This window comes from Streptomyces sp. NPDC018026 (genome assembly GCF_044327745.1).
Taxonomy (GTDB): domain Bacteria; phylum Actinomycetota; class Actinomycetes; order Streptomycetales; family Streptomycetaceae; genus Streptomyces; species Streptomyces rubrogriseus.
Window position 1 is genome coordinate 1 of sequence record NZ_JBIRFY010000035.1, and the last position, 13,421, is coordinate 13,421.

The 13,421-nt window shown below is 72.7% G+C and carries 3 protein-coding genes; 2 read left to right on the forward strand and 1 reads right to left on the reverse strand.

Translation table 11 applies throughout. The features are described from left to right. Together ACH4D3_RS41010 and ACH4D3_RS41015 are read left to right on the forward strand one after the other, a co-directional pair. The coding region (locus ACH4D3_RS41010; protein ID WP_398332857.1) for a type I polyketide synthase at window positions 1-6,227 on the forward strand (6,227 nt) is incomplete at its 5' end. A gap of 47 nt (window positions 6,228-6,274) precedes the next feature. Further along, window positions 6,275-11,551 carry a type I polyketide synthase gene (locus tag ACH4D3_RS41015; protein WP_398332858.1) on the forward strand — a complete coding sequence of 1,759 codons (5,277 nt, stop codon included), beginning with the start codon at window positions 6,275-6,277 and terminating at the stop codon, window positions 11,549-11,551. A 176-nt stretch (window positions 11,552-11,727) separates the two neighbouring features. Here the strand turns inward: ACH4D3_RS41015 and ACH4D3_RS41020 are convergent. Further along, window positions 11,728-13,421 (reverse strand): KR domain-containing protein (locus tag ACH4D3_RS41020; protein WP_398332859.1); only part of this gene is annotated, 1,694 nt, incomplete at its 5' end.

Sequence of the window (13,421 nt, forward strand, 5' to 3'; positions counted from 1 at the left end):
AGAGTGGGTTGGGGGGTGGTGGGTCTCGGGGTGATGCCGAGGTGCGGATGGCGCGGCTGGGTCTTCCGGCGTTGCCGGTGGATGAGGCGTTGGCGCTGCTGGACGCGGCTCTGGAGCGGCCCGGTGATCCGGTGCAGGTTCCGCTCCGCGTCGACACGGCCGCGTTGGCGTCGCGGGGTGAGGAACTCCCCGCCCTCCTCCGAGGGATGACCGGCACGGTGTCCCGCAGGGCCGCCCGTTCGGGCGCCACCGCGGACGCCGACACCTTGGCCCAGCGCCTGGCCGGGCTCGACGACGCCCAGCGTGACCGTCTGCTGCTCGACCTGGTGCGCAAGCACGTGGTCTCGGTGCTCGGCCATTCCGGGATCGACGCGGTCGGCCCCGACCGGGCGTTCAAGGACCTCGGCTTCGACTCGCTCGCCGCGGTCGAACTGCGCAACGCGCTGGGTGCCGAGGCCGGGGTGCGGTTGCCCGCCACACTCGTCTTCGACCACCCCACGGCACGCGCCGTGGCCGGTTACCTCAGGAGCCGGGTCACTCCCGCCGCCGAGCCCCGGCCCGCCGCGGCCGCTCCGGCGCCGGCGGCCGCCACCGACGAGCCGATCGCGGTCGTCGGCATCAGCTGCCGGTTCCCCGGCGGACTGCGCTCCGCCGAGGACGTGTGGCAGATGCTCGTCGACGGTCGTGACGTCGTCTCGGACTTCCCCGTCGACCGCGGCTGGGCCGTCGACAGCATCTACGACCCCGAGCCGGGCACCGCCGGTCACACGTACACCCGCCAGGGCGGCTTCCTGCACGACGCGACCGAGTTCGATCCCGAGTTCTTCGGGATCATGCCGCGCGAGGCGATGGCCATGGACCCGCAGCAGCGGCTGCTGCTGCAGGGCGCCTGGGAGGCGTTCGAACGGGCCGGGATCGATCCGCAGTCCGCCCGCGGCAGCCGTACCGGCGTCTACACGGGCATCATGTACCACGACTACCGCAGCAGGCTGCCGCAGGTGCCCGACGACCTGACCGGCTACATCGGCAACGGCAGTGCGGCCAGCATCGCCTCCGGCCGCGTGGCCTACACCCTCGGTCTGGAGGGCCCGGCGGTCACCGTGGACACGGCCTGCTCCTCCTCGCTGGTCGCCCTGCACATGGCGGTACAGGCGCTGCGCCAGGGCGAGGTCACCATGGCGTTGGCCGGTGGTGTCACCGTGATGGCGACACCGGAGCTGTTCATCGACTTCAGCCAGCAGCGCGGGCTGTCCGCGGACGGCCGGTGCAAGGCCTTCGCCGGATCCGCCGACGGCACCGGCTGGTCCGAGGGCGTGGGCCTGCTGCTGGTGGAACGTCTGTCGGACGCCCGGCGCAACGGCCATCCGGTGCTCGCGGTCATCCGCGGCAGCGCCATCAACCAGGACGGTGCGAGCAACGGCCTGACCGCCCCGAACGGGCCCTCGCAGCAGCGCGTCATCCGCCAGGCGCTGGACGGCTCAGGCCTGTCGCCGTCGGACATCGACCTGGTGGAGGGCCACGGCACCGGCACCAGGCTCGGCGACCCGATCGAAGCGCAGGCACTGCTGGCCACCTACGGCCAGGACCGTCCCGAGGACCGTCCGCTGTGGCTGGGCTCCATCAAGTCGAACATGGGTCACGCGCAGGCCGCCGCCGGTGTCAGCGGTGTCATCAAGGCCATCATGGCGCTGCGGAACGAAACGATGCCGCGCACCCTGCACGTCGACGAGCCCTCGCCGCAGGTGGACTGGTCGGAGGGCAACGTGCGGCTGCTGACCGAGGAGCGTGCGTGGCCCCGGTCCGAGCGGATCCGCCGGGCCGGTGTGTCCTCCTTCGGGCTCAGCGGCACCAACGCGCACCTGATCCTGGAGGAGGCACCGGCCCAGGAGCCGGAGGCCACCGAACCTGAGGCCACCGAGCCCGCGTCGCCGACGGTGCCCGAGCCGGCGACCGTGCCCGAGCTGCCCGTCGTACCCCTCGTCCTGAGCGCCGCCAGCGCCTCCGGGTTGCCGAGGCAGGCCGAAGCACTCAGGTCCTGGCTGGCCGCGGACCCCGGACGCACGCTGTCGGACACCGCCTTCTCGCTGGCCACCACCCGGGCCGCACTCGACCACCGGGCCGTCGTCGCCGCAGCCGACCGGGACGCCGCGCTGAGCGGCCTCACCGCGCTCGCGGAGCAGGAGGAACGGCCCGGCACCGTCACGGGGGTCGTCGCGCCCGAGGCCCCGCTCGCCTTCCTGTTCTCCGGCCAGGGCGCCCAACGGCCGGGCATGGGCCGCGAGTTGTACGAGACGTTCCCGGTGTTCTCCACCGCGCTCGACGCCGTGTGCGAGCACCTGGACCCGCTCCTGGACCGTTCGCTGAAGGAGTTGATGTTCGCCTCCCCGCACGAGGATGCGGACGGTGCGAACGGCGCGGACGGCGGCCGGGAACTGGACCGGACCGTCTACACGCAGAGTGCCCTGTTCGCCTTCGAAGTCGCCCTGTACCGGCTGCTCAAGTCCTGGGGCGTCGTCCCCGACGTACTCATGGGCCACTCGGTCGGCGAGCTGGCGGCCGCCCACGTGTCGGGAGTGCTGTCCCTGCCCGACGCCTGCGCCCTGGTCGCGGCCCGCGGACGGCTGATGCAGGCGCTGCCGGCCGGCGGGGCCATGACCGCCCTGCAGGCGACCGAGGAGGAGGTACTGCCGCTGCTGGGCGACGGGATCGGTATCGCCGCCCTCAACAGCCCCTCGTCCCTGGTCGTCTCCGGAGACGAGAGCGCCGTTCTCGCCGTCGCCGCCCACTTCGAGCGGCTCGGCCGCAAGACCAGCCGTCTGCGGGTGTCCCACGCCTTCCACTCGCCGCTGATGGAACCGATGCTGGAGGAGTTCCGACAGGTCGCCGACGACCTCTCGTACGGCACCCCGGCCCTGCGCATCGTCTCCAACGTGACGGGCCGCGAGGCCGGGCCCGGCGAGCTGGCCTCCGCCGACTACTGGGTGCGCCACGTCCGGCAGGCGGTTCGCTTCGCGGACGGCGTCCGGCAGTTGGAGGCGGACGGCGTCACCCGGTACGTGGAGGTCGGCCCGGACGGTGTGCTCAGCGCCCTCGCCGCGGCCGGTCTGGAGCAGGACGGCCACGTCGTCGTGCCGGCCCTGCGCAAGGACGTCCCGGAACCGCAGGCCCTGTTCACCGCTCTCGCCCGGCTGCACGTGCACGGGGCCGGTCCCGACTGGGCCGCCGTGTTCGCGGGCCGTGGAGCGCGGCGGCTCGACCTGCCGACCTACGCGTTCGAGAAGCGCCGCTACTGGCTGGACGCCGCCCCCGTGGCCCAGTCCGGTTCCGCACAGGACATCGGGCAGCAGGCCGGAGCGCACCCCCTGCTCAGCGCGGTCGTCGTCTCCCCGGAGAACGGCGGGGTGGTCCTCACCGGCAGGCTCGCCATGGACACCCAGCGCTGGCTGGCGGACCACAACGTGCTCGGCACGCTGCTGCTGCCCGGCACCGGCTTCGTCGAACTGGCCCTGCGCGCCGGTGAGGAGGTCGGCTGCGACCTCGTCGAGGAACTCACCATCGAGGCGATCATGCCGCTGACCGCCACCGGAGGCACCGCCGTCCAGGTGCTGGTCGGTGCCGCGGACACCGCGGGCCGGCGCTCCCTGGCCGTGTACTCGCGGGCGGAGAACGTCCCCGACCACGTCGGCTGGACCCGGCACGTCTCCGGATTCCTCGCCCCGTCCACCGGCCCCGCGGCCCCGCCCGCGCCCCTCGGGGCCGGTGCCTGGCCGCCGCCGGGCGCGGAGGCCGTGGACATCAGCGACGTCTACGACTACCTCACCAGCCAGGGCTACTACTACGGCCCCACCTTCCGCGGCCTCCAGGCCGTCTGGCGGCACGGCGAGGACGTCTTCGCCGAGGTCGCCCTGCCCGAGGAGGCCCGGGAGGAGGCCGTCGGCTATCGGGTGCACCCGGCGCTGCTGGACGCGGCGCTCAGCGCCACCGACTTCCTCGGCGGCTACCGGCCGCAGGACGTCGGCGCCTCGCACCTGCCGTTCGCCTGGACGGGCGTCTCCCTGCACGCCGGCGGGGCGGCCCGGATGCGGGTCAAGCTCAACTCGATCGGCCCGGACGCCGTGCGACTGCAACTCGCGGACAGCACCGGCCTGCCCGTGGCGACCGTGGAGTCCCTCGTGGTCCGGGCCGTCACCCCCGACCGGGTCGCCGCCGCGGCTGCCGCCTCGACCGGCACCGAACAGCGCGAGGCGCTGCACCGGGTCGGCTGGAGCCCGCTGCCGCTGGGCACCGCGGGCGGCACCACCGCCGGCGACTGGGCGGTCCTCGGCGGCACACCCGCGGACGCCGGAGTGCCGCAGGACGTGACCGCCCACGCCGACCTGGACGCCTTCACGGCGGCTCTCGACGCAGGCGGCTCCGTACCCGAGCTGGTGCTGTACCCCTGCCGCAGCGCGGCCGGGGACGCGCCGTCCGCCACGCGAACCGTACTGGACCGGCTCCTGCGGGTCCTGCGCACCTTTGTGACCGACGAACGGCTCGCCGGCACCCGGCTGATGGTGGTGACCCGGGGCGCGGTGGCCGTCGGTGACGACACCGGCGCCGACGAGACCGTCGACGTCGCACAGGCACCCGTGTGGGGGCTGGTGCGGTCTGCCCAGCAGGAGAACCCGGGCCGCTTCCTCCTCGCCGACCTCGACGAGGACAGCCGCGTCACCCCGCCGCTCGCGGCCCTGGGCGAACCGGAGTTCGCCGTGCGCGGCAGTGACGTCCGGGTCCCGCGGCTGACCGGGATACCGGTCGACGACATCGAACGGTCCGCTCCCTGGGACCCCGCCGGCACCGTCCTGGTCACCGGCGGCACCAGCGGGCTCGGCGCGCTCCTCGCCCGGCACCTGGTCACCGAGCACGGTGTACGCCACCTGCTCCTGACCAGTCGCCGCGGGGCCGACGCCCCCGGCGCGGCCGAACTCGTCGCGGAACTGGCCGAACTGGGCGCCGCGACGGTCGTCGCGGCCTGCGACGCCGCCGACCGCACCGCGCTCACCGAGCTGCTCGCCGGCATCCCCGACGACCGTCCGCTGCGCGGCGTCGTCCACGCGGCGGGCGTCATGGACAACGCCCTCGTCACATCGCTGACGCCCGCGCAGATGGAAGCCGTGCTGCGGCCCAAGGTCGACGCGGCGTGGAACCTGCACGAGCTCACCCGCGACCTCGACCTGTCCGCGTTCGTCCTGCTGTCCTCGTGCGCGGGGCTGCTCGTCGGCGTCGGCCAGGGCAACTACGGAGCGGCCAACCGCTTCGTCGACGGCCTGGCCCTGCACCGCCGGGCGGCCGGCCTGCCCGCCACATCCCTGGCCTTCGGCCTGTGGACGGCCAAGACCGGCCTCGGCGGCGGCGTGACCGAGGACGACCTGCACCGCATGGACCGGCTGGGCATGCCCGCGCTGGCCACCGAGGAGGGCCTGGCCCTGTTCGACGAGGCCGTCGCCCTCGACGAGGCCCTCCTCGTCCCCATCCGCGTGACCGCCGCCCGGCTCGCGAAGGCCGCGGACGACGAACTGTCCCCGCTGTTCCGCGAGATCGTGCGCGTCGCCCGCCGCGACGCGGCCCGGCCCGCCCCCGCCCCGGCGGCACAGCCCACGGCCACCCCCGGGGCCACCGCTGCCGCCGCCACGAGTTCGGGCACCCTGGAGGAGCAGCTGGCGCCCCTCGCCCAGGCGGAACGCGAGCGTGCCCTCGTGGACCTGGTGCGCACCCACGTGGCCGCGGTACGCCACGACGACCCGCAGGCGATCGACATCAGCAAGGGCTTCACCGAGCTGGGCCTCGACTCGCTGGCCGCGATCGAACTCCGCAACCGGCTCCAGACCGCCACCGGGCTGCGGCTGCCCGCCACCATGATGTTCGACTACCCCAACCCGGCGGTCCTCGCCGAGTTCCTGCTGGACGAGCTGGCGCCCGGCCTTCCGGAAGCCGCCGGGCAGGGAGCCGCGACCGGCGCTCCGGACGACGAGGCCGTCCGGAACGCCCTGCAGTCCCTCTCCGTGGACAGCCTCCGTGCGGCCGGCCTGCTGGACGGGCTGCTCGCCCTCGCCGCGGCCGCGCAGGACGCGAACCCGTCCGCCGCACCGGCGACGGAGCAGGTGCGCGAGGACCGCAGTGACGCGATCAAGAGCATGGGCGTCGAGGACCTGGTCCGTGCCGCCCTGTCCGGAGACGAAACCAACTGACTGCCCGGGTCCGCCGGCCCTCACCGAGCGAGAGGTTTACCTTCACCGTGGACGCATCCGTCGAGCAGATCGTCGAAGCGCTCAGAAAATCCATGCTGGACAACGAACGCCTGCGCCGGCAGAACGCCGAGCTGGAGGCCGCCGCCGGCGAGCCGATCGCGATCGTCGGTATGGCCTGCCGCTTTCCGGGCGGTGTCACCTCTCCGGACGAGCTGTGGCAGGTGGTCGCCGACGGCGTGGACACCGTGTCCGGCTTCCCCACCGACCGCGGCTGGGACATCGACGGCGTCTACGATCCCGAACCGGGCAAGCCGGGCCGCACCGTCTCCAGGGAAGGCGGTTTCCTGCACGACGCGGCGGACTTCGATCCCGCCTTCTTCGGCATCAGCCCGAACGAGACCTTGGGCATGGACCCCCAGCAGCGACTTCTCCTGGAGTCGTCCTGGGAGGCGGTGGAGCGGGCGGGCATCGACCCGTTGTCGCTCAAGGGCAGCCGCACCGGCGTCTTCGCGGGCGTCATGTACCACGACTACGGGTTCGGCAGCAGCGACGGCAGCCTGGTCACCGGCCGGGTGGCCTACACCCTCGGTCTTGAGGGTCCGGCGGTGACCGTGGACACGGCGTGCTCGTCCTCTCTCGTCGCACTCCACATGGCGGTGCAGGCGCTGCGCTCGGGGGAGTGCTCCCTGGCGCTCGCCGGCGGTGTGACCGTGATGACGAACCCTGACATGTTCGTCTACTTCAGCACCCAGCGCGGCCTCGCCAAGGACGGCCGTTGCAAGTCCTTCTCCGAGTCGGCCGACGGCGTGGGCTGCTCCGAGGGCGTGGGCATGCTGCTGGTGGAGCGCCTGTCCGACGCACGCCGCAACGGTCACCCGGTGCTGGCCGTGGTGCGCGGCAGCGCCATCAACCAGGACGGTGCCTCCAGCGGCCTCACCACCCCGAACGGCCCGTCGCAGCAGCGGGTGATCCGGCAGGCCCTGGCGAGTGCGCGGCTGGCCGCCGACCAGGTCGACGTGATCGAGGCGCATGGCACGGGTACGACGCTGGGTGACCCGATCGAGGCGCAGGCGCTGCTGGCCACCTATGGCCAGGACCGTCCCGAGGACCAGCCGCTGTGGCTGGGCTCCATCAAGTCGAACATGGGTCACACGCAGGCGGCGGCGGGTGTCGCGGGCATCATCAAGATGGTCATGGCGATGCGTCACGAGACGATGCCCAAGTCCCTGTACTCCGACCGGCCTTCGTCCAAGGTGGACTGGGACGCGGGTGCTGTGGAGCTGTTGACGGAGGCGCGGGAGTGGCCTGCGGCGGAGGAGGGGCGGCCGCGGCGTGCGGGTGTGTCGTCGTTCGGTCTGAGCGGCACGAACGCGCATGTGATCGTGGAGGAGCCGCCTTCGGTGGAACCGGTGGAGGCTGACGCTCTGGGTGCTCCGGTGGGGTCGTCGGTGGTGCCGTGGGTGGTGTCGGGGCGTGGGGTGTCCGCGGTGGTGGCGCAGGCGGAGCGGCTTGCCGGGTGGGTGGGTGAGCGGCCGGAGTTGTCGCCGGTGGATGTGGGGTTGTCGTTGGTGTCGTCGCGGGCCGTGTTGGAGCGGCGTGCGGTGGTGGTGGGCCGGGACCGTGACGAGCTGCTGGGCGCACTGGCCGGGGTGGAGGGCTCGGTGGTGCGGGCTCGTTCCGGTGGCCGGACCGCGGTGGTGTTCACGGGTCAGGGCAGTCAGCGGCTGGGGATGGGCCGGGAGCTGTATGACGCCTTCCCGGTGTTCGCGTCGGCCTTCGACGCGGCATGCGAGCAGTTGGACGGTCTGCTGGGGCGGTCGTTGCGTGAGGTGGTGTGGGGCGAGGATGCGGAGCTGCTGAACCGGACCGTGTTCGCACAGGCCGGGCTGTTCGCGGTGGAGTCGGCGTTGTTCCGGCTGGTGGAGTCGTGGGGTGTGCGTCCGGATGTGGTGGCGGGGCATTCGATCGGTGAGGTGACCGCCGCGCATGTGGCGGGAGTGCTGTCGCTGGAGGATTCGGCGACGCTGGTCGCGGCGCGCGGGCGGTTGATGGATGCGTTGCCGTCGGGTGGGGCGATGCTGGCGGTGGAGGCCACTGAGGACGAGGTGCTGGCGGTGCTGCCCGAAGGGGTGGGGATCGCCGCCGTCAACGGGCCCACGTCCGTGGTCGTCTCCGGCACCGAGACCGGCGTGGAGACGGTGAGTGAGCACTTCACCGGTCTGGGGCGCAGGGTGAGCCGGCTGCGGGTCTCGCACGCCTTCCACTCCCCGCTGATGGAACCGATGCTCGACGAGTTCCGCGCCGTGGTCACCGCACTGTCGTATGCGGAACCGACGGTGCCCGTCGTGTCGAATGTGTCGGGTGCGGTCGCAGGCGCCGGGGAGTTGACGGATCCGGGGTACTGGGTGCGGCATGTGCGCGAGCCGGTCCGGTTCGCCGACGGGGTCGGTGCCCTGCGTGAGTTGGGTGTGGTCCGGTTCGTGGAGTGCGGCCCGGACCCGGTGCTGACGGGTCTGGCCCGCCAGACCCTGGACGCCGATGCCGACGAGGTGGTGTTCGCGCCGGTGCTGCGCAAGGACCGGGCGGAGGATGTGACGGCGGTGACGGCGCTGGGGCAGGTGTTCGCCTCGGGCGGCACTGTCGACTGGTCCGCCTTCTACGCCGAACGCGGCGCCGCACGCGTCGACCTGCCCACCTACGCCTTCCAGCGCGAGCGCTACTGGATCGACGCACACGCCGGTGTGAGCCTGGGGCTGTCGGCCGTGGGCCAGCACGACGTGGACCATCCGATGCTCGGGGCGTCGGTGGCCCTCGCCGAGACGGAAGGTGTGGTGCTGACCGGCCGACTGTCCCTGGACTCGCAGCGTTGGATCGCCGACCACGACGTACTCGGCAGCCTCCTGCTGCCCGGTACCGGCTTCGTGGAACTGGCGGTCGGCGCGGGTGAACGGGTCGGTTGCCCCGTCCTGGAGGAACTGATCCTCCAGGCCCCCCTGATCCTGCCCGAGCGTGGGGGACTTCAGATTCAGGTGTCCGTCGGGGCGCCGGACCCGGAGGGCCGACGGGCGCTGCACATCCATTCACGCGCCGCGAATGCCGCGGCCGATGTGCCCTGGACCCTGCACGGGGTGGGTGCCCTCGTGGCGGAGGACGTCGCGCCGTCCGCCGACCTCACGCAGTGGCCGCCGACGGGAGCCACGCGCGTCGACGTGAGCGGCATGTACGACTTGCTGCTGCGCCAGGGGTACGCCTACGGTCCGGCCTTCCAGGGGCTTCGGGCGGCCTGGCGGCGCGGCGACGACGTCTTCGCCGAGGTCGCGCTGCCCACGGAGGAGCACGCCGAGGCGGAACGGTTCGGCCTGCATCCGGCACTGCTGGACGCGGCGATGCACGCGTTGAGCCTTGGTGAGGAGGGCGACGAGCAGACCTTGCTGCCCTTCTCCTGGGGCGGCGTCACCCTGCACGCGGCGGGTGCCAACGCCTTGCGGGTGGCGCTGCTGCGGGACGGCTCCAGCACGGTGGCCATGGAGCTGGCCGACGCCTCCGGGGCGCCGGTGGCCTCCGTACGGTCGTTGGCCTTCCGGCCCGTCTCGGCCGAACAGCTCAGGTCGGCCGGTGAGCACACCGACCAGTCACTCTTCCGTGTGGACTGGACGCCTTTCACGGCCGTTCCGGCGGACGCGGAGGACGGCATTTCGCCGCTCGCCTGGGCCGATGCGTTCAGCGCCGAGCCGGTGCCGGACGTCGTGGTCCACGACTGCGGGGCGGCGGGCGCCGGTCTCCTCGACGCCATGCACGCGACGAGCCGGGACGCGCTGGCGAGAGTGCAGGAGTGGCTGGGGGACGAGCGGTTCGTCGACTCCCGGCTCGTGGTGGTCACCCACAACGCGGTGTCCACCGACGAGGACGAGACCGCCGACCTCGTTCAAGCCCCGGTGTGGGGACTGGTGCGTGCGGCGCAGGCCGAGCACCCGGGCCGGTTCGTCCTCGTCGACGTGGACGACGCGGCGGAGTCCCGGAGCGCGCTGGCCGGCGTGGTCGCGTCGGGAGAGACCGAGGCCGCCATCCGGGCGGGCGGCGTTCTCGTGCCCAGGCTGGTGAGGGCCGCGACGGCGGAGAACCCGCCCGCAACGAGTCCGACGCCGGATCCGGAGGGCACGGTCCTGATCACCGGTGGCACCGGTGGACTGGGCGCGCTGCTGGCCCGCCACCTCGTCACCGAGCACGGCGTGCGGCATCTGCTGCTGACCAGCCGGCGCGGCCCGCAGGCACCGGGCGCCGACGAACTCGTCGCGGAACTGGCCGCACTCGGAGCCAAGACGACGGTCGTCGCGTGCGACGTGTCCGACCGCAAGGCGCTTGAGGACCTGCTCGCCGTCGTGCCGCCGGAGCATCCGCTGACCGGCGTGGTGCACGTGGCGGGTGTGGTGTACAACGGCCTGGTCGCCACCTGGCCGCAGGAGTGGCTCGACGAGGGCTTCGGGCCGAAGGCGGACGCGGCTTGGCACCTGCACGAGCTGACCAAGGACCTCGACCTGTCGATGTTCGTGCTGTACTCCTCGGCCGGTGGCATGGTCCTGGCCCAGGGGCAGGCCGGTTACGCGGCCGCCAACGTCTTCCTCGACGCCCTGGCGGTGCGCCGCCGTGCCGAGGGGCTGCCCGCCACGTCTGTGGCATGGGGCGCCTGGCGCGTCGACTCGGGCATGAGCCGGGAGCTGAGCGAGGCCGACCTGGATCGCATGGGGCGGCAGGGACTGCCGGCGTTCAGCGCGGAGGAAGGGCTCGCCCTGTTCGACGCCGCCATGGCGAACGGCGAGAGCGTCATCGTCCCGATGCGGGTCGACACCGCCGTACTGCGCAATCGCTCGGGTGAGATGCCCGCGCTGCTGCGTGGTCTCGTCCGCGTCCCGGTCCGCAGGGCAGGTCGTGCCGAGACGGGCTCCGAGACCGTCACGGCGGTGGACCTGTTGTCCGGGATGCCCGCAGCCGAACGCGACCGCCGCATGCTGGAACTGGTGCGAGCGAAGGCCGCCGAGGTGCTTGGCCACGCCGGCCCCGAGGCGATCGACCCCGAGCGGGGCTTCCTGGACATCGGCTTCGACTCGCTCAGCGCGCTGGAGCTGCGCAACCGGATGGTCACCCTGGCCGGCCGGAACCTGCCCCCGATGCTGGTCTTCGACCACCCGTCCGCGACGGACCTGGCCGGGTACCTGACCGAGTTGCTGTTCGAGACCGAGGCGCCCACGGTGGACGCGGACCTCGCGGAGGCGTCCGCCGACGAGCTCTTCGACATCCTCGACAGTGAACTCGAAGTGTTCAAGTAGAACCCGGGATCGTGTACGCGCGGACACGCGTACACGTCCGAGCAGCGGCCACCGTGCCCGGCGCTCTTCGCCGGGCACGGTGGCCGTCCTCGTCCGACCGCTTCCGTGGGCGCACGCGACACGAGAAGTCCCGCCCCCCGGGGACGGGGAGCGGGACCAGGTTGCTCATTGCTCCGTCACAGCGTTGCGGTGATCCACTCCTCGATGATCCGGGCGGTGTCCTCGGCCGATTCCTCCAGGATGCTGAAGTGGTTCGCCTTCACCGTCCGGACGTCGTGCGCGGGGTCCCACGGCTTCGCCTGCCAGTCGTCCTGGTACGACGTCGTGTCCTCGGTACCCGGCAGGGAGAACGACTCGGTGCACTGCACGAACAGTACGGGTGCGGCCAGCGGCTCCGTCTTCAGCTTCGGTACCAGCTCCACGTACCGCCCCATCGTCGACAGCCGGTAGCTGTCGAACCGCCCGAGGGTCGACTCCTTCTCCAGCATGCTGAGCACCATGCCCTCGTCCAGGTCGTTGCGGCCGCTGTCGGCCCGGTAGCTGTCGAGCAGTACCACCGCGGCCGGTGCGACGCCCCTGACGGTCTCCAGGTACTGGGCGGTGACGTGGGCGAGGAGCCCGCCCGCGGAGTATCCGACGACGACGAACGGTTCGCCGTCCGCCGCCAGCAGCACGCTCTCCGCCAGAGCCTCGACGGCCGCCTCGGCGGTGGCCGGCAGCCGTTCCTCGGAGCTGAAACCGGACACGGGCACCGCCGACACCTGCCGCACGCCGCGGAAGTACGACGCCAGGCGTGCCTGCTGGTATACGCCGCCGGTGGCCATGGGCGTGCTGACGCAGATCAGCCGGGGGCTGCCGGGCCCGTCGGCCAGTTTCACCGGCGGCGGCGCCGCACCGAGGTCCCGCACCGACGAGAAGCTGGGACGCACGTTGGCGACCGCGGCCAGCAGGTCGAACGCCTTCGCCATGGGACCTGACAGGACCGCCCGGCGGAACAGCGCACTCAGCGTGTCCGACGCGGCGTCGTCGGCGTCCCCCGCCCTGCCCGCACCGCCGTACGTCTCGCCCTCCGGCGACCCGGCGGCGGAGTGCGCGAACTCGCCCTGTACGAAACGGGCGAGCGCGGCCGGGTTCTTGTTGTCGAAGACGACCATCGCCGGAAGGCGGAGGCCCGTGGCCGCGTTGAGACTGTTGCGCAGCTCCATCGCGCTGAGCGAGTCGAAGCCCGCCTCCAGGAAGTCGCGCTCCGGGTCCACCGCGTCCATGGAGCCGTGGCCCAGCAACGAGGCGGAGTACTTCCGCACGGCCTCCGTCAGCACCCGGGTCTGCTCGGCGTCGTCGAGACCCAGCAGCCGAGCACGCAGGGAGTCCGTGGTTCCAGCGGCGGAGACGGCCGTACGGCGTGCCACTGGGACCAGGCCCTGGAGCAGCGCGGGCAGTGAGGTCTGACTGCGCAACGCGGCCGTGTCGACGCGCAGCGGAACCTGCACCGGATCACCGGGCCGCTCCAAAGCCGCGTCCAGCAACGCCAACGCCTCGTCCACCGGCAACGCCGGAAGACCCAGCCGCGCCATCCGTACCTCGGCGTCCCCCTGGGCCCCGTTCATGCCGGTGGCCGCGGACCACAGGCCCCACGCAAGCGACGTGGCAGGCAGACCCCGCCCATGCCGGAACTGCGCCAACCCGTCCAGGAACGTGTTCGCCGCCGCGTAGTTGGCCTGCCCCGCCGCCAGCACCATCCCACCCGCCGACGAGAACAACACGAACGCCGCCAGCTCCATCCCCGCCGTCAGCTCATGCAGATACCACGCACCATCCGCCTTCGGCCCCCACACCCGCTCCAACCGCGCCGCATCCATGTCCTGCACCA